The 24,802-nt window shown below is 37.4% G+C and carries 23 protein-coding genes and 3 pseudogenes; 16 read left to right on the top strand and 10 right to left on the bottom strand.

The annotated features are described in order from the left end of the window. Positions 1 to 121: 121 nt before the first annotated feature. From JCM21531_RS13760 to JCM21531_RS13755, 3 genes are read right to left on the bottom strand one after another with little or no spacing between them, the layout of a single operon-like run. Positions 122 to 1,000, bottom strand: a complete 879-nt coding sequence (locus JCM21531_RS13760) for an AraC family transcriptional regulator (RefSeq protein ID WP_038290758.1) — start codon at positions 998 to 1,000, stop codon at positions 122 to 124. Between the two features lie 2 nt (positions 1,001 to 1,002). Further along, a complete protein-coding gene (locus tag JCM21531_RS22420; protein WP_243467702.1) occupies positions 1,003 to 1,266 on the bottom strand; it encodes a hypothetical protein in 264 nt (87 codons plus the stop codon). Continuing rightward, positions 1,251 to 1,883 (bottom strand): transglutaminase-like domain-containing protein, encoded by a 633-nt coding sequence (locus JCM21531_RS13755; protein ID WP_243467701.1) that lies wholly within the window; start codon positions 1,881 to 1,883, stop codon positions 1,251 to 1,253. Before JCM21531_RS13755 ends, JCM21531_RS22420 begins: the two co-directional genes overlap by 16 nt. Positions 1,884 to 2,081: 198 nt before the next feature. Here JCM21531_RS13755 and JCM21531_RS13750 point away from each other — a divergent pair, with 198 nt between their 5' ends. Further along, positions 2,082 to 2,639 carry an NADPH-dependent FMN reductase gene (locus JCM21531_RS13750; protein WP_038290756.1) on the top strand — a complete coding sequence of 186 codons (558 nt, stop codon included), beginning with the start codon at positions 2,082 to 2,084 and terminating at the stop codon, positions 2,637 to 2,639. A gap of 134 nt (positions 2,640 to 2,773) precedes the next feature. Here JCM21531_RS13750 and celH read toward each other — a convergent pair. The 4 genes and pseudogenes from celH to JCM21531_RS13730 form a co-directional block, all read right to left on the bottom strand. Next, a pseudogene (gene celH, locus JCM21531_RS17910) lies at positions 2,774 to 5,517 on the bottom strand (endoglucanase CelH). Positions 5,518 to 5,748: 231 nt separating this feature from the next. After that, positions 5,749 to 6,558 (bottom strand): cellulase family glycosylhydrolase, encoded by an 810-nt coding sequence (locus JCM21531_RS22410; protein WP_243467699.1) that lies wholly within the window; start codon positions 6,556 to 6,558, stop codon positions 5,749 to 5,751. 44 nt (positions 6,559 to 6,602) lie between these two features. Further along, the gene (locus JCM21531_RS22405; protein WP_243467698.1) at positions 6,603 to 7,418 is read right to left on the bottom strand and encodes a hypothetical protein; all 816 of its coding nucleotides are present in this window, start codon (positions 7,416 to 7,418) and stop codon (positions 6,603 to 6,605) included. Positions 7,419 to 7,432: 14 nt separating this feature from the next. After that, a pseudogene (locus JCM21531_RS13730) lies at positions 7,433 to 7,992 on the bottom strand (RNA polymerase sigma factor). Between the two features lie 661 nt (positions 7,993 to 8,653). On the opposite strand from JCM21531_RS13730, the gene JCM21531_RS13725 reads away from it, so the two are divergent. From JCM21531_RS13725 to JCM21531_RS13690, 8 genes are all read left to right on the top strand, one after another. Further along, positions 8,654 to 8,989 (top strand): ArsR/SmtB family transcription factor, encoded by a 336-nt coding sequence (locus JCM21531_RS13725; RefSeq protein ID WP_038290754.1) that lies wholly within the window; start codon positions 8,654 to 8,656, stop codon positions 8,987 to 8,989. Beyond that, complete coding sequence (gene hgcA / locus JCM21531_RS13720; protein WP_094184806.1) at positions 8,976 to 10,070, top strand: mercury methylation corrinoid protein HgcA; 1,095 nt, start codon at positions 8,976 to 8,978, stop codon at positions 10,068 to 10,070. The genes JCM21531_RS13725 and hgcA overlap by 14 nt, the downstream gene beginning before the upstream one ends. Before the next feature lie 11 nt (positions 10,071 to 10,081). Further along, positions 10,082 to 10,375, top strand: a complete 294-nt coding sequence (gene hgcB / locus JCM21531_RS13715) for a mercury methylation ferredoxin HgcB (RefSeq protein ID WP_038290751.1) — start codon at positions 10,082 to 10,084, stop codon at positions 10,373 to 10,375. Positions 10,376 to 10,446: 71 nt separating this feature from the next. Next, on the top strand, positions 10,447 to 10,851 hold the full coding sequence (locus tag JCM21531_RS13710) for an arsenate reductase ArsC (protein WP_038290749.1): 405 nt from the start codon (positions 10,447 to 10,449) through the stop codon (positions 10,849 to 10,851). 251 nt (positions 10,852 to 11,102) lie between these two features. After that, positions 11,103 to 11,777, top strand: a complete 675-nt coding sequence (locus JCM21531_RS13705) for a DUF5680 domain-containing protein (RefSeq protein ID WP_038290748.1) — start codon at positions 11,103 to 11,105, stop codon at positions 11,775 to 11,777. Positions 11,778 to 12,026: 249 nt separating this feature from the next. After that, positions 12,027 to 12,539, top strand: a complete 513-nt coding sequence (locus JCM21531_RS13700) for a DUF4240 domain-containing protein (protein ID WP_038290746.1) — start codon at positions 12,027 to 12,029, stop codon at positions 12,537 to 12,539. A 212-nt stretch (positions 12,540 to 12,751) separates the two neighbouring features. Further along, positions 12,752 to 13,624 (top strand): helix-turn-helix transcriptional regulator, encoded by an 873-nt coding sequence (locus JCM21531_RS13695; RefSeq protein WP_038290744.1) that lies wholly within the window; start codon positions 12,752 to 12,754, stop codon positions 13,622 to 13,624. Between the two features lie 127 nt (positions 13,625 to 13,751). After that, the gene (locus JCM21531_RS13690; RefSeq protein WP_038290742.1) at positions 13,752 to 14,297 is read left to right on the top strand and encodes a ClbS/DfsB family four-helix bundle protein; all 546 of its coding nucleotides are present in this window, start codon (positions 13,752 to 13,754) and stop codon (positions 14,295 to 14,297) included. Positions 14,298 to 14,347: 50 nt separating this feature from the next. Here the strand turns inward: JCM21531_RS13690 and JCM21531_RS13685 are convergent, their stop codons facing one another. Further along, positions 14,348 to 16,060, bottom strand: coding sequence for an AMP-dependent synthetase/ligase (locus JCM21531_RS13685; protein ID WP_038290741.1), 1,713 nt, complete (start codon positions 16,058 to 16,060; stop codon positions 14,348 to 14,350). A 348-nt stretch (positions 16,061 to 16,408) separates the two neighbouring features. Continuing rightward, a complete protein-coding gene (locus tag JCM21531_RS13680) occupies positions 16,409 to 17,974 on the bottom strand; it encodes an FAD-dependent oxidoreductase (protein ID WP_038290740.1) in 1,566 nt (521 codons plus the stop codon). Between the two features lie 481 nt (positions 17,975 to 18,455). Here JCM21531_RS13680 and JCM21531_RS13675 point away from each other — a divergent pair, with 481 nt between their 5' ends. Then, the gene (locus JCM21531_RS13675; protein ID WP_038290737.1) at positions 18,456 to 18,650 is read left to right on the top strand and encodes a nucleic acid-binding protein; all 195 of its coding nucleotides are present in this window, start codon (positions 18,456 to 18,458) and stop codon (positions 18,648 to 18,650) included. Positions 18,651 to 18,701: 51 nt separating this feature from the next. Here JCM21531_RS13675 and JCM21531_RS13670 read toward each other — a convergent pair whose 3' ends face one another. Next, entirely contained in the window at positions 18,702 to 19,304 is a 603-nt protein-coding gene (locus JCM21531_RS13670) for a hypothetical protein (RefSeq protein ID WP_054847117.1), read from the bottom strand. 418 nt (positions 19,305 to 19,722) lie between these two features. On the opposite strand from JCM21531_RS13670, the gene JCM21531_RS13665 reads away from it, so the two are divergent. The 6 genes and pseudogenes from JCM21531_RS13665 (at position 19,723) to JCM21531_RS13640 (ending at position 24,669) form a co-directional block, all read left to right on the top strand. Continuing rightward, positions 19,723 to 20,007, top strand: coding sequence for a hypothetical protein (locus JCM21531_RS13665; RefSeq protein WP_038290734.1), 285 nt, complete (start codon positions 19,723 to 19,725; stop codon positions 20,005 to 20,007). 39 nt (positions 20,008 to 20,046) lie between these two features. Continuing rightward, on the top strand, positions 20,047 to 21,060 hold the full coding sequence (locus tag JCM21531_RS13660) for an O-acetyl-ADP-ribose deacetylase (protein ID WP_038290732.1): 1,014 nt from the start codon (positions 20,047 to 20,049) through the stop codon (positions 21,058 to 21,060). A gap of 96 nt (positions 21,061 to 21,156) precedes the next feature. Next, positions 21,157 to 21,809: pseudogene (locus JCM21531_RS13655) on the top strand (vWA domain-containing protein). A 93-nt stretch (positions 21,810 to 21,902) separates the two neighbouring features. After that, a complete protein-coding gene (locus tag JCM21531_RS13650) occupies positions 21,903 to 22,688 on the top strand; it encodes a YybI family spore inner coat protein (protein WP_038290727.1) in 786 nt (261 codons plus the stop codon). 184 nt (positions 22,689 to 22,872) lie between these two features. Beyond that, positions 22,873 to 24,030: an alpha/beta fold hydrolase gene (locus JCM21531_RS13645; protein ID WP_157833687.1), complete on the top strand. Its 1,158-nt coding sequence runs from the start codon at positions 22,873 to 22,875 to the stop codon at positions 24,028 to 24,030. 84 nt (positions 24,031 to 24,114) lie between these two features. Continuing rightward, positions 24,115 to 24,669 (top strand): RNA 2'-phosphotransferase, encoded by a 555-nt coding sequence (locus tag JCM21531_RS13640; protein WP_038290724.1) that lies wholly within the window; start codon positions 24,115 to 24,117, stop codon positions 24,667 to 24,669. Positions 24,670 to 24,802: the final 133 nt, after the last annotated feature.

Below are 24,802 nucleotides of genomic sequence, written 5' to 3'. Positions count from 1 at the left end.
CAAAATTATTAGTGAATATAATAACAAAAATAAAAGTCTTTCGATTTTAAATCAATAAAAAAACTTTTGTCATATCAATATTTTCAAGAATACAGACATCGATAATAAAAATTTAAGCTATTCAGCGACAATTACTTTCAAAGTATTCGGATACTACCGGCACATAAAGGTCTGCGGTAAGTTCCCCCTGATTATAATAGTAATACTCAATATCGTGGGTGCAGGCATGTTCATATTCCGATTCAATGAGCCATACCGAATATATATAATCCCAAGTTTTTTGCACACTTTCGGTTATGGGGCCTAAGGTTTTAAAAACCGCATAAAGCGAAGGCTCCAATCTAAATATCTCCATACCCTCGGGAACATGGTCTAGAGACGTAACTTCATAACCTATCATATAATCAAAAACATCTCCGTCGGAAAATATGCAAATACCCATATATTCGTCTTTATACTTCCGGTTTATAATTTTTTCGCTCTCCTTTTGAGAATGCCACTTACTCCACAAAAGCGGTATATCGTGAAGATTGCTCCCGTCTGCCTTGAATTTTGCTTTTTTGCCTACAACGTATCTTTCAGGGAGCTTCCTGAACAAAGGAGTCAAACCCTCTTTTGACATTTGGTATTTAAACATCATATAATCAAAACTCATTGGTTGCCTTATAAAATAAAGAGATTTACTTTTTCGTACTTCAGAAGGATTTCGGCCGTAAACCTTTTCAAAGGCTCTGCTGAAAGCCTCTCTCGATTCATAACCGTATTTTACTCCTATGTCCACAACGGGTTTATCCGTGTACACCAATTCCTTTGCCGCTTCAGTTATTCTCCTTTTCCTGATGTAGTCTTTGATTGAATCCCCAGTTACACTTTTGAAAATACGATGGAAATGATAAAGGGAATACCCGGCTTCCTTTGAAACGGAAGACAAATCAATATCCTCGCATAAATGGCTTTCTATATAATTTATTGCTCTCTCAAGGGAGTGTAAATAGGACATGTTCAATCATCACCTAATTCCAGACAATTTATTACCTCGCTAAAATCCTCAGGTACTTTTATTTTACCATTAGTCTGAACATATTTGAACAAGGCATCGAAATTATTGTCTACATTTAATGAAAGCAACGAGAGCTGGTCCATAACCTTATAGTCATCTTCCGTCCATTTTTCAATAGGAAGGCTCTTGTATCCTTTCCACGAATCCCAAGGCTGCATAGGCACTTTCAGCAATGAGTTGACATCAAGTATTAGATTGCATTGCAAATACTCATATCCCCACCACTTAAAAATACCGAACGACTCGGGATTGCATTTTCCTTCACGCAGATCAGCCAGGCTCTTGGACCTGTTAAAAAATATTCTTCAGGTACATTCAAAGGGTCAAAAGGAAGTTTAAGGGCCTTCTGCTGAAGCTCATCCAGTTGGGCATCCACCATAATCCACCTTTGCTCCTTACTATTCCAGTATTCCAGCACCCAATGGTCGATATACTTACCTTCTTCAAAGTATGTTGCAAAGCCACATCTTGCCCTGGCAGGTATACCGGCTTCACGGCAAAGGGCAGAAGCAACTACGGAAAAGTCACGGCATATGGATACCATTTTATTTTCATTTGATCTTTGTTCGGATACATGATTAAATCCCATCTTGTTTAGAAAAATAAGTTTTTCTTCAAAGCTTCTTATAAACGGCTCCTTCTTTCTTTCTTCGCTGAGCTCCAAACCATAAGCTTTAGCCCAATGCTGATGCAGTAGGATATTTTGTACATAGGCAACAATGGTTTTAATATCTTTCGGTATATCTGCAACCATGGATTTCATTGTATTGACTTTTGTCATAATATCATGCTCAAGATAAAGCTCAAGAGTATTTTTCATCATGATACTCACTCCTATCATCGATTAAATACCGAAAAGCTTTTGCATTACTTCACAGGTTTAAAATAATTATAACGCACAGACTTAAAGAAATGAGTGATATTTTGTGCGGATATATGATTGCTTTCCTGTTTATGAACATTTCAAAAGTGGTAAGACTAATATTGATGAAGGACTACCGGAATTGAGGAGTGCATAATAATGAAAAAAATAAAGATTTTAGCCATTGTCGGTTCTTTGAGGAAAGAATCCTATAACCGGCAGTTGGCTTTAGCGGCAAAAGAAATATTAGGAGAACAGGTTGAGTTTACAGTGCTTGATTATCAAGACGTACCTTTAATGAATGAGGATATTGAATTTCCGGCACCGGATGCTGTAAAACGTGTTCGTGAAGAGGTAAAGTCAGCGGATGGAATTTGGTTTTTTACGCCTGAATACAATCACTTTTTCTCGGGAGTTTTGAAAAACCTTATTGACTGGTTGTCTCGGCCGGTTAGCGATGAAGAGCCCCAGGTTCTTGCGGGAAAGCCCGCTGCGATAAGCGGAATTTCTTTGGGTATTTCGGGAACGTCTATTGCACAAGACCACTTGGTTACACTCATTAGTTTTTTGGACATGAAGGTTATGAATGTTCCGAGAGTTACTATACCCAGCGCTTGGCAGTATGTTGACGAGCAAGGTAAACTAACATTGAACGAAATCTATCCGCATTTGGAAAAACAAGCGGAAGCTTTTGTTAACTTTATAGAGGGAAAATGATTTGGGAAAACGGTGACAATTTGAAAGTAAATTTAACTGTGGGCATGCTTTAGGGAAGGTATTGAGATGGTAATTTGAACCCCGTTTATGCATGCCCACAGAATTTTAATAATAAAAGAGTTTAGCTTTGGATTTTATATGGGTATTTCTTTAATGGCTCTCAGTAGGTATCTTCTAAATATTGTGTAGTCAGTGGAGTCAACCTTGCCGTCTCTGTTTAAATCTGCTGCTTTCATAAATCTCTCCTCTTGCTCGGGTGAATCGAATCTTAAAGACCTGAGGAGGTATCTTTTTAACATTGACAAGTCTGTAGAGTTTACTGCACTATCATTGTTCAAATCTCCGTATTTTATTGAAGGAGTTGGAGAAGGACTTGGCTCGGAAGTAATACCTATTAGCTTGATATTATCTACAACAAATTTTCCTGACTTGCTGTTTGCATACATAAAGTGTATTGAATCTAAATTGTCAAGATCCAAAGTACCGCTCATATCCTGTCCTGGTGGTTGATAATCAAGTCTTCTCCTGAAGCTTGAGAAAGGTATTTCTATAGTTTTCCAAGAACTGTCTGGAGTTATTGAGTAAACCCAATGTTCTCCGTCTCCTATGCCGGTTATGCTCTTTTCGGCAATCATAAATCTGATTTCGTTGGTAGAATTATCAACGGACTTAATGTCAAAGGATATTTTAAGCCATTGTGACCAATCGCCGTCTGCCAAAGTCAATACTGTTCCCCAATAACCGTCTGTTGCGCCGGTGTAGCTGATTTCCATACCATTTCCTGTTTTTCCTGTCGTAATTCTCGGTGTAACTTTAGCACCTTCACCGGAGTATGAACCCATCCTAATATACCCTCGAAATCATCCACCATTTTTTCACCGACAGCCGGAGTTACAGGTGGTTTGGTTGGTGTAGGAGTTGGTGTGGGCTTTGGAGAATAAGACGGATATGTTCCGTAATTCATTAGTGCATTAAGGATTTCAGTATCGAAGGTACGAGTATCTCTGTTGTAAAACGCCATATCATTGTCCAATGACCCGAAAACGCCATTATCCCATGCGGAACAAGCAAAACCGCGCTGCATAGCTACGTCACTTATAAAATCATACCATTTTACACGGGAAGTTCTGTCAGCATAAGACATTACAGCAAACTCTCCAAGATAAACCGGTATCTTATTTCTTTCCGACCAGCTCTTAACAAAATCAAACACTCTTACTACAGTATCCATGTCTTCCTGGGTACCCCATGTACCTCTCCACTTATGAGTAAACTCGTATGGATCATAATAATGGAAAGTTCCAATCAAGTACGGATCATCAGGAATTTTAATGCTTACGAGGGTATTATAGCTGTTCCAATAACCGCCGCCTATTATAACCATACGTGTAGGATTGGTTTTTCTGATTATTTTTAATATTCTGCTGTTCATATCATCTATCTGATCGTCTGTAATGTTTCCGAAAGGCTCGTTCATAATCTCGAACAGAAGATTTTCAGATTTGTTTTTAAACCTTTCTGAAATCTGTTCCCATATCTTTTCAAAGCGTTCTATATTTCCGTTATAGTCTTCCTTGATCCAGTCATCATGGTGAGAGTTTATAACGGTGACAAAACCTCTTGAAAGTGACCAGTCAACTACCTGCTCAACTCTATCCAAGAATTCTTTGTCAATAGTATACGGGTATGTCCTCATTGTGTGGTTGTCCCATCTTACCGGTATTCTTACATTTTTAAAGCCTGCAGCTTTAAAGTCGTCAAAATAATACTCCATGGCAATCTTGGACCAACTACCTTCATAGGGAGCCTCGAGGGTATTTCCAAGGTTAATTCCCATACCCATTTTTCTAACCATTTCAAAGGGTTTTGAAGTATTTGGGAAAGTTGGTGTTGGGTTAGGAGTAGAAGATGATGTTGGGGTTGGTGTTGGTGTAGGTGTAGGTGGAGGCGTTGGATTTGATGAACCGGCGCCTATTGCGTTTTTATATGCTTCAAGGGCTGCAGGGCTTGAGTTGATTCTCCAGTCGGTTTCTTTGTTTTCATGGAACCACACAGCCGCAAATACTTTACTGTAAGATGTTCTAATAGTATTATATGCTTCTGTAATCCATCTTGCCTTGTCTCCGCCTATTTCAGCCGATGAAAATTCAGCTATGATAATAGGTTTGTTTATAGAAGTTAGCGCATAATAAGCTCGTGAAAAAACTTGATCGAATGTCTGCCATTGGCTGCCCCAGCTTTGAGTGGTACCCCAGTTGTATCCGTCAATTGAAGTATAGTCTACATAGTTGTCTCCGGGATAAAAACCAAGATAGCTTGTACCGTCACCCACGTTATCGCAATTTACATTGAATACCCATTTGACATTAGTGGCACCGTTGGTGCGGAAAATATCAACGATACGTCTGAAAGCAGCTATATAAGTATCGTTTGTGTTTACTTTTGATGGATCTCCGACAGCCCATGGATACCAGTTTCCGTTGGCCTCATGAAGGGGTCTTAGCCAAATTTCCTTGCCATAGGCTTTTATGTTTTGCGCCATTCTGGTTATGTAAGCATCTGCTTTACCGTTTTTGATATCTACAGTGGTATATTCCCAAGGTTCCCAAGTAATCATTAATATTGAGCCGTTGTTGTATACAGCATCGGCATAAGGTTTTACCCAGGAAAACTCGGTTGACCAGTTAATAAACTGATGTACAATATCAAGCTTTTTACCCTGAAGTTGCTGAAAGCTGTTAATAGCGGATTCTGAGGGCTGGGTTCCTACCCAAGCACCGATTTTTAAGTTGCTGTTGTACTCACCGAGCGATTGAAAAGAGAATAAGCTTGCGAGTACGCTTAACACCAGTAAAGTCACTAAAATCCTCTTTTTCATATTGTCCCTCCTATTTAAAAATTAAAATAAAATTATTATAAAATGTCGGCTGCTTAAAAAATATCCTCCTTTCCCGCACTGGATTTTAAATTTTGGGATTAAATAAATTCTCCCTCTATAATTTAATACTTCCTGAAATTATAAAGGTAACGTTTTGTAATAAATAAAAATAGTGCCGGATATCTTTTGGATAACCGGCAAAAGGAAGTATCTTATATATCGAATAAGTACTTATTTCCAAAAATTTTGTAGTGTTTCAAGGATGGGTTCATTATCAAGTAATGAAATTTTCACAAAATAATTATCTTTAATGTAATATTCTCTGAGTGCTTCTTCAAAATGGTTTTCCTTTGCAGATGTAGCAACGTAATCACTTGTAAAACTAAAAGGATTCAAACGGATTTCAGTTTCCCAGGTGACATATTCTCCATATAAAGCATTAAAACCTGTTTTCACATTTACAAAAGAATTTACCGCATTCTTATATTGAAAGTACGAAGCAGATATACCGTATTTATCGAAAATATTGTGAACTGTCTCAAGCCACTCTACACGTTTATCCGTACTGTTTACCCGGGAAATTCCGTACTCGGATAATAACGGGGCTTTACCAACATTTTTAGCCCATTCCAAACGGTCTTTAACTTGAGATTCCAAACTCTCTGCATCAAAGTCTCCAACACCGTCATTGACAAAGCTGTACGGTTCGAAAAAGTTAAACAGGTATACTATGTTTGATGTGTTTACCTTAGCAAAACCCCTTTCCCAAATAATACCTTGCTCACCGTTGTCTATAGTATAACTGGCGGTTTTTTCATTCCAATAAGATTCGCCGGGATTTGCTTCTCTGCTGTTGTATTCGGGAACAAATATAATGTGGTTTTTATCAATTTTACGTATTTCCTTACATATGTTATTTAAACGCTCTCTAAATATCTCGATTCCACCTTCGCTTTCACTTGGGGCTCTTGGCTGGCATATTACTCCGTATCCTGCCACGCCTTTAAAATCTTTAAGTTCATTGGCCAAATACTTCCACATGTCAATCCATTGCTGATAGTAGGTGTCATCTTCAAATACGGACTTTATACGCTCCGAACCGTGTTTGAATCTTTCGTAAATGTCATTGGGCGTATCCAGCCAGGGGGAGCCATTAGCATAACGGCAGTATATATATCCATAGAAGAAAAACGCTTTATATGTTCTTTCAGCTTTTTGAGATTTTCGTCTCTGTTGGGATTGTCTTTAGCAAAAAGCTGATAATTGATGTCGTATAAAACTGTGTTGCAGCCTAGATTTTCAATACGCTCAAAGTCAGCGTCGGTAAGCACCCAAGAATCTTGTACAAGAGGGCGTATAGTAGGGTCCATACCTTCACTTTGTAATTTTTCCGATTCTCCGTCGACCCAGTTGCCCCAGAAGTTATTTGTAAGGGTAACGCCTCTAATGTTGAAGATTTCACCGTTCTCAGTAACTATGTTTTGCCCCTTTGTTTGTAAAAGGGTCAAATTTGTTAGTTCACCGGTATTGGAAGGGTAATTGTTGTTTTTGCCAACCCAGTTGCCGAGATTGTCAAATATTCCGCCGGTTATCAATAAAGTTACCGATACTAGGATTGCCAAAGTTCCCAAAGATGCTTTTAAAGCAGGTTTCAGTCTTTCCAATAGTGACAGCACCAGGAAAGTTAGCTTAGGTTTCTTGTATCTATCGGCATCAATGGCATTAATAACCTTCATGTAAAAATATTTATCAATTTCGGGCTCTTTGGCAATATAATTTTTAGATATCGCAAGTGCACCCAAATAATTTCTGCAGTCCTTGCAAGCGGTTATATGTTCGTTTATTTTTTCAGTCTCTTCATCGCACAAATACTCCGGTTCACAATTTATTAAATAATCCATATACCTACATCCCATTATGAATCACCTCTCATTCCCATATTCGCTATCTTCCTGGCAAGTATGGATTTTGCTCTATGAACTTTCATTTTAGCAGCTTCCTGCGAGATACCCATAATCTTTCCAATCTCTTTATACGAAAAGTCCTTTATATATCGTAATATAAAAGCTGTTTTTTGTTTTTCTTTAAGACTGTCGATGATTTCAATTATTTCTTTGTAATGCTCCTTAACTTCTATCAGTAGCTCCGGGCTGCTCTCCAAGCTTGGAATATCTTCAATCAATTCATCTATGTAATAGCCGGTAGTCCTGAGTTTTCTTTTTTTTAATGATGATTTTATTGTGTTGAGAGTGATGCTGTAAATCCATGTGGAGAAACGGTAATTACTATTGTATTTATATAAATTGTTATATACTTTTACAAACACATCCTGAAGGATATCTTCCGTGTCTTCTTTGGACTTTGTCATTTATATATAAAATTGTACAGTTGGCTCTGGTAAGCTTGTACAAGCAAAGCAAATGATTGTATATCGCCATTTAATGTATTGGAAATTAATGTGCTTTCATCCAGCAATTTATCAACTCCCTTGTCAAAAAAAAGTATAGGAAACAATTAAAATGATAGCATATGGGACAAAAGACAAATATTTGGAGCAAGAATTAATCAAAGTGATTAATAGGGAAAATTCGAGTATTCAATTTGATTATATCATTAATATATAGATAAATCAAACATTCTATATGTTACTGTTAACGGATATTCTAAATTTTTAATTCGGATTTTTTCAAAAAATAATATGAGTTTTATTTCGAAAAACGTTACTTTTTTAAATTTTCAGAAGTACTATTTATTAGAGAAAGAAAATTAATTAATTTGGACTTTTGTGTATAAAGAGAAAAGAAGGTGATTTATTAGAGAGAAACAGTATTTGGAGTAAAAATGTAATTATTATTAATAATTAAAATTCGAGTATTCAAGTTTTTATATTTTTATATTAAAGTTTTAGAGTTTTCTATTACCCCATAAGATTTTTTGCACTTTTGTATTGTTTGACCGTTGTTATCTTTAAAAGTTGCATTTAACTGTGGGAATTTAAGTCTAAAATTACAATTTATTCATTTCTTATTTCCGTTTTATGTAGATTTACCATATAACATCCTTTTTTTCATATTGACACTTTTCGATTTGATGCATATAATTAATATATCGATGTTTATAGATTTGAGGTGTCATTGTGGAAGAATATTCTAAATATGCTAGAGTGTTCAAGGCGCTGGGAGACCCTAAAAGAGCCATGATTGTAGATATGCTTTCTTGCGGAGAGCTTTGCGCTTGCATGATTTTAGAGAAATTCGAGATGTCCCAATCTACATTGTCACATCACATGAAAATCTTGTGCGAATGCGGGCTGGTCAAGGGCAGAGAACAAGGTAAGTGGACATATTACTCATTGGACACAAATACTGTCAGCAAAATCAAGCGATTTCTATGTGACATTACCTCCAATAAAGATAATTGCATATGCGGGGAAGATACAGCCTGTTGTAAAGGATGTGATGAAAATGAGTAACGAGAAGTCATGTTGCTGCTCGGCTAGTAGTTGTTGCAGCACGGAATCCATCACGCTGTATGATAAAAACGATGAGTGGATAACGGGTGAAATCCACACATCTAAAGGCAGTGTGCCTGTTGTTTCAACAAATCTTCACTTTAAAGACATACTGGGAGCGTGGAAGGTGCGCTGGGGTATCGGCAGGATGAATTACAAGATCAACCCGGGGCTTTATGCTATAGGTAAGCCTGATCATACATCACCAGTGCTGGTAAGCGCGAACTACAAGCTGACATTTGATGTTCTGAGGAAAGAATTGTCAGGTGTCGATTGTTGGATTTTGATACTTGATACAAAAGGCATCAATGTCTGGTGTGCTGCCGGTAAAGGTACATTTGGAACCGGTGAGTTAGTAGGCCGTATATCGAAAACTGGGCTGTCTGACATAGTATCGCATAGGAAATTGGTGCTGCCGCAGTTGGGTGCGCCCGGTGTGAGCGCTCATGAAGTGAAAAGCCAAACCGGATTTTCTGTGGTTTACGGACCTGTGAGGGCGAAAGATATAAAGGCTTTTCTCGATTCAGGTTTAAAAGCCACAAAAGAAATGCGTACGGTAAACTTCACGATGTGGGACAGGTTGGTTCTCATTCCAATGGAGCTGGGGACTGCTGCGAAGTCTTCATTGATGGTTTTTGGTGTAATGTTTCTCCTAAACCTTTTCGTTACAAGACCTTTCGGGCTTATGGATTTCATTGCGTATACGGGTGCTGTGATAACAGGAACTGTTATAACGCCTTTGCTTCTTCCCGTGATTCCAGGAAGGGCCTTCGCATGGAAGGGCTCGCTACTGGGGGTGTTATGGACGTTGGGGTTAATCTGGTATAGCGGCTGTTTTGGTTCCGGATTCTTGCTTCTTACCATAGGATATTTGCTGGTATTGCCGGCATTGTCGGCTTATTTGGCAATGAATTTCACAGGCTCATCAACATATACATCCTTTTCCGGTGTTATCAAAGAAATGAAAATAGCTGTGCCGCTTATTGCTATTTCATTAATAGTAGGGATTACTTTGTTGCTGATGAATAGTATCTGGGTATAAAGGAGGACACTATGAAACATAGATATTTGAAAAATGTTGCAACGCTTCGTTTGTCTGCTGAAAAATGTATAGGCTGCGGAAGATGTACGGAAGTTTGTCCTCATGGGGTTTTCAGTGTCAATGAAAAGAAAGCAAAGATTGAAGATAAGGACTTTTGTATGGAGTGCGGTGCTTGCGCGAAAAATTGTCCCTCAAACGCAATCACTGTTGATGCCGGAGTGGGATGTGCAACAGCAGTAATTATGGGCTGGCTTACCGGGAAAGAGCCGAGCTGTGATTGTTCATCCAGCGAAGAATGCTGCTGAAATTACTTGTAAAGATGGCGAATAATACAAGACACTGGTTTTCCGAAAAAGCTAGAAAGTAGGTATGTCCGATGAGTAATAGACCCAAGGTTGCATTTATTTGTGTTCATAATTCATGTCGAAGCCAAATTGCTGAGGCACTGGGTAAACATTTGGCAGGAGATGTGTTTGAAAGCTATTCTGCCGGCACAGAAATAAAACATCAAATTAATCAGGATGCTGTGCGTTTAATGAAAGAGCTTTATGATATAGATATGGAAAAAACCCAATATTCAAAGCTGCTTACTGAAATTCCTCCGGTAGATATTGCTATTACAATGGGATGTAATGTACAATGCCCACACCTTTCATGTAAACACAGGGAAGATTGGGGTTTGGATGATCCTACCGGTAAGAGTGATGAGGAATTTAAAAAAGTAATCTTAGCAATTGAAGCAAAAATAAAAGAGTTAAAATTAAGACTAAAGCCAAAATAATTATAACGCCAATTATCATGTAGTAGTTGGCGTTATAATTATATTTTAGATATGTTCCCTAAAAACTATTATCAAATAAGAAAGTGAAGAGAAATATCACAATGGAACGCATTGGCCGAACGTATAGATACCTTTTATCAAAATAAAACCGGATGGCCTATAATATGTATAACAAAAGTAGCATAATTGCAAAGATTGGTTTATGTGTATTGCGAAAGAGCTGTAGTATAATTATTTTGAGGTGATGTTAAATGATTTTTTCTGAAAAACTTCAATTACTTAGAAAGAATAAAGGGCTTACGCAAGAGGAATTGGCCGAGAGACTTGATGTGTCAAGGCAGGCAGTTGCAAAATGGGAGTCGGGACAGGTCTATCCGGATATTTCAAATCTCATTCAAATTAGTAACCTATTTAATGTGACTGTTGATTATCTTGTCAGAGATCAGGAGTGCACGATCAATATTTCAACCAATGATACAAAGACAGATTTGGATAAGCTGATTGATTTCAGGCTTGAAGCGAATATAAATACATATGCGGCATGTATGAATAAAACAGCTTCAACTAGACTTGATTCTCATGATTTTCAGTATGCAAACGGACCTTTCACATATCATGATACATATGTGGGTGGAGAGCAGTTTGCAGGCGAAGAAGCCATTTGGCAAGACGGAAAAGCTGTTTATGCCATGAACTACATGGGACGGGTTTTGGGTGAACAGTTCAATGGCGATTTCTTGAAGGAAGCTCTTTGCAAGGCAGACAGAAATATGCCTTATAGAGGGCCGGAGTATTATCAGTCGGGAGAATATTTGTATAAGTGTAAAGTTACAGGGGACTTTACTTGGTTTCAAGGTTATGAAGAAATCTACTGTAATGAGATAAAAGTATTTGAGTGCTGCTTCCATGGGGGACTGGTTCGCTAAGATAAAGCTAAAAACTTGAAATTATTAATTCATATATAAAGGGCTGTCACCAAATGAGATAAATATTTGGGCAGTCTTTTTTTTAATAAAAATTTGCAGGTTTATTACATTGTTAGTCGAAATATTACAGTGTTATAATCAGAAGTGACCCTGTTTGGGATAAATATTTTTCTAAATCAAAATGTTGGGGGGATATCCTAGATTCCAAATTAATATTATATAAGGATATTATACAAGGGGGGTTATAATATGAATGACAATAAATTTTGGGAACTGATTGACGACAGTAAAAGAAAGAGCAAAGGAGATCCTGAAAAACAGATTGAGTTTTTAGTTTCTAATATCGCCGAACTGCCCGAACAAGAGATATATGAGTTCGATAAAATATTTTATAAATATTATGTTGCTTCATACACATCTGAACTTTGGGCAGCAGCATATATAATAAATGGTGGATGTTCTGATGATGGATTTGACTATTTTCGAGGATGGTTGATATCGCAAGGAAAGGAAGTTTATGAAAACGCTTTGAAAGAGCCGGAGAGTCTTGCTGAAGTTATAAGTGAAGATGAGGCAGGAAATATTGATTTTGAAGATATATTATATGTTTCATTTGATGCATATAAATTGAAAACGGGAAAAGATGATTTTTATGACAAAGTTCAAAGAACGGAGTGTCCTGAAATAGAATTAACTTGGAGTGAGAATGAGGAAGTTTTGGAGGAAATGTTTCCTAAACTTGTAAAGAAATTTTGGCAATAGTCATAAGTTTTTTTCTCCGGCTTTGGAAAAGAAACATCCCGGTACTTCTCCGGTGGTATGTAACACATTCACAGCTTTTGCCGTGACGTGAACATGAGGTATATGCAGCAGAATAGAGTACGGTTCTCCGGTTGAATAGGAACTGAAGAGTTATAATAGGACATACTCATGTCATGATTTAGTGATATACTAAGAAACGGGGAGGGGATGCAATGCAAATAGAGCGGTTATTTGAGATTATATATCTGCTACTCAATAAGAAAAAAATGACGGCACAGGAACTTGCGGAGCACTTTGAGGTTTCCAAAAGAACGATTCTTCGAGATATTGATGCCCTAGCAATGGCCGGAATCCCTGTTTATACCACACAAGGCAAAGGTGGCGGTATTTCGATTATGGATAGCTTTTTGCTAAACAAAGCTGTTCTTAGTGAAAATGACAAAAATCAGATTCTTTTTGCACTTCAAAGTTTATCCGTTACTAATGCCATTGATACAAAGCATGTTCTTAGCAAGCTTCAGAATCTTTTCGACAAGACAAATCCAAACTGGATAGAGGTCGATTTTTCCCGCTGGGGCAGTGGTGATTCGGATAAGCGAAAGTTTGAAATTCTGAAAAATGCCATCTTGGGAAAAAAGGCGATTTCTTTCCGGTATGTAAGTTCATACGGGAAAGAAACTCAGCGCAGAGTGTATCCGCTTAAGCTGATATTCAAATCAAAAGCGTGGTATCTTCAGGCATTTTGCACCAACAGGCAGGACTATAGAACATTCAAGATAAACCGAGTATTGGATGTACATATAACAAATGAAAATTTTGACGAAAGCAGCTATTCTCCTCCGCCCATAGAGACCTTGCAAGAAAGACCTAATTCAATTATAAATCTATCTATCCTTTTATCTCCTCAGGTTGCATATCGAGCTTATGATGAATTTGATGAAAGCTGTATTGAAAAATGTGATAACGGTTGGTTTCGTGTAACGGCGAGGCTGCCGGAAGATAACTGGCTGTATAGCTTTTTAAAATCTTTGGGAAATGATGTTTGTATCATTAGCCCGGCACACTTAAAAGAAAAATTTCAATAAGAAAATAAAACATGACAAACTGCTGTCATCTTTCTGATGTTATTATTATAATGAAGAGCGGACAAAAATGAAATAGGTCAGTCTATTAGCACCGGCAACCAATAGAAAGAGAGGAGTGTAAAATAATATGCCAAGACCAACAACAAAAAAAGATTTAATTAGTGCTGCAAACGGACAATTTGACAAGATGTGGGCGCTTATTGACAGTATGACGGGGGAGGAGCGCAGTATACCTTTTGATTTCGGGGACGATCCCAAAGATAAGGAGGCCCACTGGAAGCGTGATAAAAACGTGCGTGATATTCTTGTTCACCTATATGAGTGGCATCAACTTTTGTTGAATTGGGTTACATCCAACCGGAAGGGCAATCTCATACCTTTTTTGCCGGAACCGTACAATTGGAAAACATACGGTGATATGAACATGAAATTTTGGAAGAAGCATCAATCAACGCCATATGAGGATGCAAAGAAAATGCTTATGCAAAGCCATAAGGAAGTACTTGAACTCATCGAAGGTTTTTCCAATGAAGAGCTGTTTGAGAAGCAGCATTTTAAATGGACAGGCTCGACCAGCCTTGGCGGATACTGTGTTAGTGCAACATGCAGTCATTATGACTGGGCCATTAAAAAGATAAAGCGGCAAATAAAAAAACTACGCTCCCGTCCGTGACAAGGAAGGGAGCTTATGAAACAGTCGCATAGGTAAAATTCGCCATATAATCATTGTTTTAATTCTTCATGACGTTTAATCTTTTTTGTCGTTGTTTTAATGAACTCTTCCTCTTGAATAGTAATTTCTTTAATATGTTTGTAGTTTATCAAGGTTTTATTTATATTTTTAACTTCTTTTTCTATAAGTTTTTCTATAGGTTCATCTGAAATCAAATTATTCTCTTTATCTTCTTTGATTTTATCAATATCGGGGACTATTTTTGCACATATTACCGTATCTCCGTCAGATTGACCTTTACCATAAACCAGAGATTCCTTGATATACGGGCTCCTATTTAGTAGGGTTTCTATTTCCTCAGGGAAAACATTTTTACCGTTCCCCGTGATAATTACATTCTTTTTGCGTCCGGTAATATGAATGAATCCGTCTTCATCGATAAATCCACTGTCGCCTGTGTAAAACCATCCATCCTTAAGAACCTCAGCAGTAGCTTCAGGATTTTCGTAATAGCCCAGCATAACACTACTACCTTTACATTTAATTTCGCCAATACCGTCTTCATCGGGACTATCAATTTCAACCTGAAGATTTGGCATGGGTAATCCGGCAGCCTCATCCTTATAGTAAATGTCACGATTTAAAGCAACTATTGGAGAACACTCAGTGAGGCCATAGCCTTGTAACAAGGATATACCTAATTCTCTAAATCCTTTGGCTATTTGAGGGTCAATACCTGCAGCACCACTAATAAACAATCTTATATGCCCGCCTAATGCCTCGTGAATCTGCTTGAATATTTTCTTACGAATATCAATTCCAATCTTGCCTAAAGCATTAGTGAGCTTAATTGCAAACTTGATTTTTTTCTCACCCTTTGACTTTATGGCCTGGTTCATTATTTGACGGTACATGGATTCGAAAATCAAGGGAACACCCAACATCATTGTAGCCTTGGATTCTTTAAGGTTCTTGACTATATGACGCAATCCTTCACAATATGCAACAGTTGAGCCTCTGTACAGCTGGCACAAAAAACCGCAGGTACATTCATAGGTATGATGAATGGGAAGGACTGACAAGAATATATCCTTTTCATCGATATGAACCATAGAACACATACCCATTAGATTTTCTGCTACATTTTTGTGAGACAGCATAACAGCTTTGGCAGCTTCGGTGGTTCCGGAAGTAAAGAGAAGCATACTCATTTCTGTGGCATCAATTTCTGCATCTATAAATTCACGCCTGCCTTCTTTCAACAATTCATGTCCCCTTTGCAAAAGCAAATGGAAGGATAAGATGTTGCCTTTGTTTTCTTCTCTGTCCATACTGATAAAATATTGTAAGGATGTGGATTTTTCACAAAGAAGCTCGATTTTATCTTTGACACTTTCAGAATAAATGATAGCATCCGCTTGTGAGCGTTTTAGAAGCAGCTCGATTTCGTTTGCAGGAAGTTCTTTATCTAGAGGTACAATAACTCCTGTGCCGTTTACAACCGAAAGATAGGATATGGACCATTCATAGCGGTTTTCACCTATTAACGCGATTTTTCTATTTTTAAGGCCAAGCTCAATGAGAGCTGTGCCCATAGCATCCACATCAGATTTTAACTGTTTGTATGATATGGGAATGTAAGCCGCTCCATTCTTTGGTTTTGATAAAAATGCCGCCTTGTCGCCGTATAGCTCTGCACTGGAATTTAGCATATCCTTTAAGTCTTTGATAGGTCTAACTTTATATAGTTCTCTGTTTTTCATTATAAATTTACCTCCCAAAAAAGAATGTATCCTGCAAAAAATTATTAATTAAATTATACATCAACATTATCAGAATTTACAAATTTCCACAGAACAAGGTACAGTTCTTTGTTCGAAGGAAAAACGGACTAGTTTCATTCCATGAAATGCAAACCACATCTTATTATGAACTAGAATGAGGAATTTGAATTGAAGAGAACATCAAGGCGCAACCTCAAAGATTATTGACAAGTGGCTCGACCTTGCGGAAAAAGTATGTGAACGTGGGGATTTCCCAAGTCATTCAAAACATTTAATGTAATTTAGGGGAAAAAGGCATCATTAACGAGGCCTTTTCCTCCCAATTTATCAAAAATTGTCTTTAATAAGCTTCTCAATCGTGTTTACATCACTGTGTCTATTTAGAGGTTTCACTGACGGTCCTTCAATTATATCACCTTCGTAGGTAAATCTTGAGCCATGGCAGGGGCAATCCCAAGATTTTTCCGCAGAATTCCAATATAATTCACAGCCCATATGAGTACATGTTGTATCTACAACGTGCAATGTACCTTGTTCGTCTCTATATGCTCCAAGTCTTTCACCATTCACTTTAATAATTTTTCCTTCTCCCGCTTTAATATCGGTATTACTCGTTAAAGGTGAGATTTTCCCCTCAATTAGTTTTTCTGCAACATTAAGATTTTCAACAATAAAGTTTTTAGCGGAAGCAGCTATAGTTTGGCGTGAAGGGTTGTAAACATCCTGCCATGGGCTTTTTCCGTCAACGATTAAATCCCTTAATATCATCGCAGATGCTATACTGTTTGTCATTCCCCATTTGTTGTAACCGGTTGCAATATACATGTTTGGAGTGTTTGATGTGAAATGACCCACATAAGGAAGGCCGTCCAACGTCATGCAATCCTGGGTGGACCATCGGTAAGGAATATCCTCAACCGTAAAGATTTGGTTGGCATAATCTATCAAAGCCTCATAATGCTTGAGTGTATCTTCGCCTTGTCCGGTTTTGTGGCTTTCACCGCCGACCAGTATCAGCTCGCCGTCATCCGAACGTTGGCTGCGGATTGAGCGCTTTGGTTCTTCCATGTTTATATACATTCCGCCGGGATAACTTTCTTTTGCTTTGATGGCAACAACGTATGACCGTTCCGGATATAATCTTGCAAAGTATAGTCCGGCCTTATTGTAACAAGGGTAGTGCGAGGCGATTATGAGCTTTTCTGCAGTTACCTTCTTACCTTGATTTGTAATTAAAACATAGTTGTTATTATCTTCAATGTCTACAATTCTGCTTTGTTCAAAAATTTGATTACCGCTTCCGACAATTTCTTTTGCAAGGGGCAGCAGAAATTTTCGAGGATGAAATTGGGCTTGGTTGTCAAAGCGTACAGCTGCTTTAATTTGAAAAGGCAAAGGTATTTCTTCAAGATATGCGGCTTTTATACCAAGCGACTTGGCAATTTCAGCCTCATCTTTTATCTTATCAATGTACTTGTCCTGAAGTGTGTACACATATGCGGATTGAGAAACGAAATCACACTCAATGTTGTTTTCGGTTGCTATTTTTTCAATCATCCGAATAGCAGACTCGTTTGAATCGGCATATTGATGTGCCAATTCTCTGCCCATTTGACTGTTTATTTTACTGTATATCAAATCATGCTGGCAGGTAATTTTTGCAGTGGTATGTCCGGTTGTACCCTGTAAAATGCGGTCTGCCTCAATAACGGCTACTTTTACGCCGGCTTTACTAAGTAAATATGCAGAGGATATGCCGGTAATACCGCCTCCAATTATTGCGACATCAACCTTTATATCTTTGTCCAAAACCGGGTAATCAGTTTTGGGTGTAGAAGCCATCCAATATGGTTGGGGCGGCTTGGAAAAAATCTTTTCCTTCTCTATGGTCATAAAAATTCCCTCCGATTTATCTAAGATATATACAGTCCATAACAGTATTTTATTTTTTGCAGGTTGGTGCTAAAATATCCGCTTTGTGCATTATAGATTTATAATCAAACGGTTGCTGTTTTCAAGTTGAAGGGTATATAGAAAACTGCATTGAGGAAATGATCTATGTATGACCAGGTCCGGAGGCAAAGTGGTAGCCTTGTATATAGAAAACTGCATTGAGGAAATGATACTTTCGTAAATGGAAATAACATATGAGGTTTGGTAAAATAAGTTTGGGTTTTTATACACAAATAAGAGGATTTGATAGCAGTAGAATGTGGTTATGCCTTGGTTCAACTATGTTTTGTTGGGCAATGTTTATTTGAGGCTAAAAAAGAATAGCTCCAATTATTTCTGAGTGATATTGGTTTTAAAGTTGAGAAACTGTCTGCTACAAAGAGATATATGTTTAAAATTCTGATTTTGAGGAGATGGTTAAATGAGAAAATGCATAAGATGTGATTTTGAAATGTCTGAAGACTTCGATGTCAAGGTGGAAGGCGGAGCTTACGGATTAAAGATTACAAAGCCGGGTATCTTTAAAGAAAACCTTGGCAAAGTGCATTGTGCTGTATGCTCCAAATGTGGATACATTGAGTTTTATTTAAAAGATACAACAAAAATATCTGAGTGAAAATAATAACGAGACAATAGTTCTCTGATTGCAGATATAAGAAAAATGGTATTATTTTGCTTGGGTTAGAAGTGTTTCTATGTTGTTATCGGTAAAATCATACCATATGGTATCCGGCTTTTCGTCTTGCATGTTAATAGCTGCTAGAAAATCCTCTTCTGTAGAAGTTTTATGATTGACAATATAAGAAAAGATCAGATTATTGCCGGAATCATAGCTTGCTTCACAATAAGTTATCTTATTTACTGTGTACCCCTTATTTGTGAATTCTATTGTACCAAACCCATGATCTGCCACGCCGCCGGAAAAGGAAAATGTACCGTCAGCTTTTAAGTCCATAAAAGATCTATACGATAAAGTGTAGCCATAAACCATCCCATTATCATATCGCAAAATCTCAAAACCGGAACCGTCGTTGTCATTCACAGAAAGACAAAGGATTACTTCCGGAACGTTGTCATTTTCCAGATCAACTATTGCAAACTTTGTGGCTTCTACCTTAACACTGCTGTCAGCGCTAACAGCTTCATTTAGTTGGGTAATATTTAATTCTTTATTGGCATCGATGCTGAAAAACGTGGTTTTGCTTTGCAATACCGACCGGTACGCGCTCATCGGTGATTTGTCCGAAGTGTTTTTGCATCCTCCAAGCATAAGTGCCGCTAATATGGTGATAAATAGTATGCAAATCTTTTTTTCATTTTTATAACTCCTTTTTATTAAACTTGAGCTGCCAGAGCAAACGCTATATAAGTTATTGGCTATATTTCTCTTTGTTTGTCATTGCATACTCGAGTAATGTATGTAGATAGTATATGTGGGAAGAATACCTTTGTCAATCTTTCAAAAATCCATCGAGAGCCATGTCTACCCTTATACGAAACAATTTTTTAATGATGTGGCACTGCTTAGAAAAACTGATTTGCCCAAAATCGGTACTTGTTAGTTTTTGCGGAGAGAATATCAGGTTTGCCTATTGGTGGGAAAAAATAGAGGATTATGATATCATTATATTATTGAAAATTATGGAGTTGATTCGGAAAACTTTATACTCTACAACATGGAGGTCTGCATGAAAAAGCAGAAGATACTAAAAATTGGACTGATTACATCATTTTTGCCCTATGCTTATTTGCTGCTTAAGGCATTGTATCATACAATCTGGGGATATGATGTATATACATGGATAAAACCTTACTATGTAAAAACCGTTTATGGTTTGGAGGCATTTTTAGAGGTATTAGTCTGGGATTCAATTATTTTATGCATTGTACCGGTTTTACCGTTATGTTTTTTATATCAGCTAATCTATCTAATTGCTTATTTGATAAAAAAGCGTCGCAAAGAATGGGAATGAGATCAAAATGTTATAAAGAAAGGTCAAGGAGGTAGCGTAATGCCGCTTAAAATAATTCATAGCGATATAACCAAATTACATGTAGATGCAATCGTCAATGCGGCAAATTCATCCCTGCTTGGGGGAGGAGGGGTTGACGGAGCAATTCATCGTGTTGCAGGGCCTGAACTTGTTGAGGAATGCCGGATTCTGGGCGGCTGTAAAACCGGACAAGCAAAGATAACAAAAGGGTATAGGCTGCCGGCAAAATACATAATCCACACTGTTGGACCTGTCTGGCGTGGAGGTAAAAACAACGAGGAGAAGTTGCTTAAAGATTGCTATAAGAATTCGCTTGCACTGGCAAAAGAATATAATTGCGAAAGTATTGCCTTTCCGCTGATATCGGCAGGTGCCTTTGGATATCCGAAAGACAAGGCAATTGAAACGGCTGTTACGGTTATAGGGGATTTCTTGCTTGACAATGAGATGACAGTTTATCTCGTTATATACGATAAAACGGAATTTGTGTTGCCTAAAGAGCTGCTTTCATCCATAACCCAATATATCGATGATAAATACATGGAAGAATACCTTCTTGAGCCGGAAGACGGACTTGCGAGAATATACGAACTTGAAGAAAGCTATAGAGAAGCTCCCGACATGCTTTCAAAAGAAGTACCTGCCCCGGTGAGAAAGAGTAGAAGAAGGCTGGAAGATGTGGTAAAGAATCTGGATGAAACATTTTCCCAGATGCTATTGCGTTTGATTGATGAAAAAGGCATGACGTATGCAGAAACCTATAGAAGAGCCAATGTAGACCGCAGGCTGTTTTCTAAAATAAAAAATGACGTAGAATACAAACCGAGCAAGAATACTGTAATTGCTTTTGCAATAGCGTTGAGATTAAATCTCGATGAAACTAAAGACTTGCTGCAAAAGGCCGGTTTTGCGCTTTCCCGAAGCAATAAGTTTGACATTATCATTGAATATTTTATTGAGGAAGGCAACTATAATATTTTTGAAATAAACGAAGCTTTGTTTGCGTTTGACCAGGAATTGTTGGGAGTGTAAATCATAAACGGGATAGAATTGTCGCTTTCCATGCGACCAATTATATAATGAATGATGTTATCCTTTAATTAAAATAAACGATTGGGGGATAACATGATGAAAAAAGGTTTAACGGAATTGGTTTTATTCTTGACAGGAGCGGATCTATGGAAGGCCTTGAAAGTGATACTATAGGCGGATACAACTCTATGCTGGAAAAGCAGAAAAAGGAGCCTGGAGAGGCCATAGTAACTACTGTACTGTTTGACGACAAATATGAATTGCTGCACGACCGTATTAACCTTCGGGGAATATCTCCAATAACAGACAAAGAATATTTTGCCAGAGGTACTACTGCGCTGTTGGATGCGGTGGGAAAAACAATAAATAAAATTGCAAATGCTCAAAAGCATACAAGCGAAGATGAGCGGACCGAACATGTTATGTTTGTGATTATAACCGACGGTATGGAAAATGCCAGCAGGGAATTTGGTTATGAAAAAGTTCGCGAGATGATAGAACGTCAAAAAAGCCAATACGGATGGGAGTTTATTTTTCTTGGCGCAAATATTGATGCAGTTGCAACGGCAGAGCGTTTTGGAATAAACAGTGACAGAGCGGCAAATTATAACGCAGACAGTGAAGGCACTATGCTTAATTATGAAGTAATCAGTGAAACAGTAAGTTGTATGCGTGAGAGCCGCCCTATAGCAGCGGACTGGAAATGCCGTATTGAAGAGGATTTCAAGAAACGCAGAATGAAGAGATAAAATTATGTATCGATCAATTTGTAGACTATTATCCAGTTACTTAATGCATTGACCTTCATATAATATAATAAAAAATATATAGTGGAGGTCAATATGCAAAACTATTATAGCAATCCGTACATCAATTATTATGGGAACTATGCGGATAATAGGTTTATTTATACCAATAGACAGAATACATATACACTTGATAGACAAATAGGAGATGTAAACGGTGACGGAGTACCGGATATAGTTTATCTGGTGGGTGATAAAAATCAAAACAGCTTTTATGAAAACATTAGGATTATGGTACAGGACGGCAGTACTCTTCATTGGTATGTTATTCCTTTGTATCCAAATTATAGTACGGCCTTCGATCCGTGGCTGTTTCTAGGCAGCTTTACCGGATTTAGCTCCAAGGAGATAATGGTAAGTCTTCCTGTTGGAGGAAGCGGAGCACTAACGTATTATTATGTTATATCATTCTATAATAACAAAGCCGAATATATGCTTGGCCCTGAGCAATTTACGAATCTTACGCAAACCCTAAAGGTTGAAGTTAAATATATGGACAATTACAGAGTGCTTGTTGAAAGCAATAAGCTTAACCAATCTTATATAGTGGATGTAAGCGACAGAAAGGAATTTTACGAAGGAACGGTTTATAACAAGGAAGGCAAGCTAATTAAACCCTTAGAAGGATTCGTTATTTATCAACCCCATCTATATCCGATTAAAATGGATGGTATTGCTCCATATAAGCTTTTGGCACAAAACGATATAGCAGGAACTTCCCATGCTGACGGGCTCGGTTATACAGTGACATACTGGAAATATGACAGGCAAAGTAAATCCTGGATTTTAGATCCGGAGTACTTTTGGGTTATGCTTGGGTAAGCCTTAATAAGTTTGACAAAAATTTTGTCCATATAATGTCTAAGAGGATTGTTTATGTGTCTTGCAATCTGCCATAGAAATATCAAAAACAAACATCTGTTTTTGATATTTCTGTATTTGGGCAGAAAAATAGAAAGGGTGATTTTCTTCAATTTTAAAACTGCAATTAACAGAAATAACGAGGGTGATTCAGGCGATTAAATATGGTAGTATTGTTATAGACTGTTTATTAAGGAAGCGTTCGTTGAGTTCGCAGCGTCAGGGAAATAGACCATTATATAAGGAGATTATATATGAAAAGAATAAAAATTTTTTTAATATAACTTTAGTTGTTTTAATAATGCTTCTATTACTTGTATTATTTATACCATCCAGAACACCACAGATTGAAGGAAATAATAGTGTTGCATCAATCGAAAAAGCAGAAATCGGCGGAATAGAACAATACATAATGATAAGAGGCAGAGATATTAGCAACCCAATACTTCTTTTTTTACACGGAGGTCCGGGATACGCACAAATCTCATATGCAAGAAAATATCAAGAAGAGCTAGAGGACAGCTTTATTGTTGTAAATTGGGACCAAAGAGGGGCCGGAATGACGTTTTCATTTAATATCCCTAAAGAAACGATGAACAGAGAGCAGTTTATAGAAGATGGTAAAGAACTGATTGACTATCTATGTAAAAAGTATAATAAAGAAAAAGTATATCTAGCCGGTCATTCTTGGGGAAGCGAATTGGGTCTATATATTGTGGAGCGGTATCCAGAAAAGGTTGCAGCATTTATAAGTATTGGACAAGTAGTGAACGGGATTGATAATGAAGTGGTTTCTTATGACTATGTTGTAGAGATGGCTCAAAAAGAGAATAATAAAAAAGCATTAAAAGATTTGGAAAAAATCGGGCGTCCTCCATATAAAAACGTAGTCAGAGATACGGTGACTCAAAGAAAATGGCTTAGCAAATATGGGGGAGTGGAAAGGAAAGTAAATACATTAAAAGATATTATTCTCTCAAGCTTTTTTTCTCCGGAATATACAGGGATTGACGGAATTAAATTTGCTTTGGGAAGTAAATTTACCGCAGATACCATGTGGGGACATAATAATGATTTGGATTTTATAAGGGATTTACCTGAAGTGAAAGTACCTATTTACTTTTGTGTAGGTAGATATGATTATAATACTCCTTCTATTTTGGTAGAAAAATATTATAATCATATAATTGCTCCAAAAAAAGAAATCATATGGTTTGAAGAATCCGCACATTTCCCTCACCTTGAGGAACCTGAAAAATTTGCTCAATTAGCGATAAGAATAAAAGAGAACAATGAAGAATAAATGTTACCGCTGTACTTAAATATTAATTTTTAGAAAGACATTATATATAGTTAGTATTAAAAGGTGGAGGTAGCCATTTTCACTATGAATAAAACAGAATTAAGTAAATTTATAAGCCTTATTCTGAGGCATAAACCTGAGACAATCATCGGTATATCATTGGATGAACACGGATGGGCAAACGTTGATGAACTGATTGCAGGTATTGCCAAGACAAAGGAGTTTAATATGGGGGTTTTGGAGGAGATTGTAAGAACAGACGACAAACAGCGGTTTTCTTTTAATGAGGATAAGACTTTGATACGTGCAAATCAGGGACACTCCATTCCTGTGGATGTGGAGTTGGATGAAGCGGTTCCGCCGGAGATATTATGGCATGGAACAGGAGAGAAATATGTTAAATCCATTGATGTAAAGGGATTGATACCGAAAAGCAGGTTGTATGTGCATTTATCAAAGGATGAAGAAACAGCAATTAAGGTAGGTACCCGTCATGGCAAACCTGTGCTGTATCGAGTAAAATGCGGAGAAATGGCTTTGGATGGACATAAGTTTTATTTGTCTAAGAACGGTGTCTGGTTAACAAAAGCAGTGCCTGTGAAATACTTGGATAAAGCCGATGTGAAGTATGAACATTAGGTTAGAAAAATGTATTTCCGATGGAGTCTAAACTGAAGATGATGTTCGGAATTAAAATTACTTATTAGTGTTGTGCATTAAAAAGTAATAAATTGTATTACCAATAAAATAGCAAAGCAAAAGCATAAGCTGG

This window comes from Acetivibrio straminisolvens JCM 21531 (assembly GCF_000521465.1).
Classification (GTDB): domain Bacteria; phylum Bacillota; class Clostridia; order Acetivibrionales; family Acetivibrionaceae; genus Hungateiclostridium; species Hungateiclostridium straminisolvens.
Note: the sequence above shows the minus strand (reverse complement) of the source record. Positions and strands in the feature narration are given on the sequence as shown.

What these genes read in the sequence shown, in the direction of transcription:
- JCM21531_RS13760 (WP_038290758.1), bottom strand. Translation starts at nt 1,000, where the DNA reads ATGTCCTATTTACACTCCCTTGAGAGAGCAATAAATTATATAGAAAGC.
- JCM21531_RS13755 (WP_243467701.1), bottom strand. Translation starts at nt 1,883, where the DNA reads ATGATGAAAAATACTCTTGAGCTTTATCTTGAGCATGATATTATGACA.
- JCM21531_RS13750 (WP_038290756.1), top strand. Translation starts at nt 2,082, where the DNA reads ATGAAAAAAATAAAGATTTTAGCCATTGTCGGTTCTTTGAGGAAAGAA.
- JCM21531_RS22410 (WP_243467699.1), bottom strand. Translation starts at nt 6,558, where the DNA reads ATGTGGAAGTATTTGGCCAATGAACTTAAAGATTTTAAAGGCGTGGCA.
- JCM21531_RS22405 (WP_243467698.1), bottom strand. Translation starts at nt 7,418, where the DNA reads ATGGATTATTTAATAAATTGTGAACCGGAGTATTTGTGCGATGAAGAG.
- hgcA (WP_094184806.1), top strand. Translation starts at nt 8,976, where the DNA reads ATGAAAATGAGTAACGAGAAGTCATGTTGCTGCTCGGCTAGTAGTTGT.
- hgcB (WP_038290751.1), top strand. Translation starts at nt 10,082, where the DNA reads ATGAAACATAGATATTTGAAAAATGTTGCAACGCTTCGTTTGTCTGCT.
- JCM21531_RS13710 (WP_038290749.1), top strand. Translation starts at nt 10,447, where the DNA reads ATGAGTAATAGACCCAAGGTTGCATTTATTTGTGTTCATAATTCATGT.
- JCM21531_RS13705 (WP_038290748.1), top strand. Translation starts at nt 11,103, where the DNA reads ATGATTTTTTCTGAAAAACTTCAATTACTTAGAAAGAATAAAGGGCTT.
- JCM21531_RS13700 (WP_038290746.1), top strand. Translation starts at nt 12,027, where the DNA reads ATGAATGACAATAAATTTTGGGAACTGATTGACGACAGTAAAAGAAAG.
- JCM21531_RS13695 (WP_038290744.1), top strand. Translation starts at nt 12,752, where the DNA reads ATGCAAATAGAGCGGTTATTTGAGATTATATATCTGCTACTCAATAAG.
- JCM21531_RS13690 (WP_038290742.1), top strand. Translation starts at nt 13,752, where the DNA reads ATGCCAAGACCAACAACAAAAAAAGATTTAATTAGTGCTGCAAACGGA.
- JCM21531_RS13685 (WP_038290741.1), bottom strand. Translation starts at nt 16,060, where the DNA reads ATGAAAAACAGAGAACTATATAAAGTTAGACCTATCAAAGACTTAAAG.
- JCM21531_RS13680 (WP_038290740.1), bottom strand. Translation starts at nt 17,974, where the DNA reads ATGACCATAGAGAAGGAAAAGATTTTTTCCAAGCCGCCCCAACCATAT.
- JCM21531_RS13675 (WP_038290737.1), top strand. Translation starts at nt 18,456, where the DNA reads ATGAGAAAATGCATAAGATGTGATTTTGAAATGTCTGAAGACTTCGAT.
- JCM21531_RS13670 (WP_054847117.1), bottom strand. Translation starts at nt 19,304, where the DNA reads ATGCTTGGAGGATGCAAAAACACTTCGGACAAATCACCGATGAGCGCG.
- JCM21531_RS13665 (WP_038290734.1), top strand. Translation starts at nt 19,723, where the DNA reads ATGAAAAAGCAGAAGATACTAAAAATTGGACTGATTACATCATTTTTG.
- JCM21531_RS13660 (WP_038290732.1), top strand. Translation starts at nt 20,047, where the DNA reads ATGCCGCTTAAAATAATTCATAGCGATATAACCAAATTACATGTAGAT.
- JCM21531_RS13650 (WP_038290727.1), top strand. Translation starts at nt 21,903, where the DNA reads ATGCAAAACTATTATAGCAATCCGTACATCAATTATTATGGGAACTAT.
- JCM21531_RS13640 (WP_038290724.1), top strand. Translation starts at nt 24,115, where the DNA reads ATGAATAAAACAGAATTAAGTAAATTTATAAGCCTTATTCTGAGGCAT.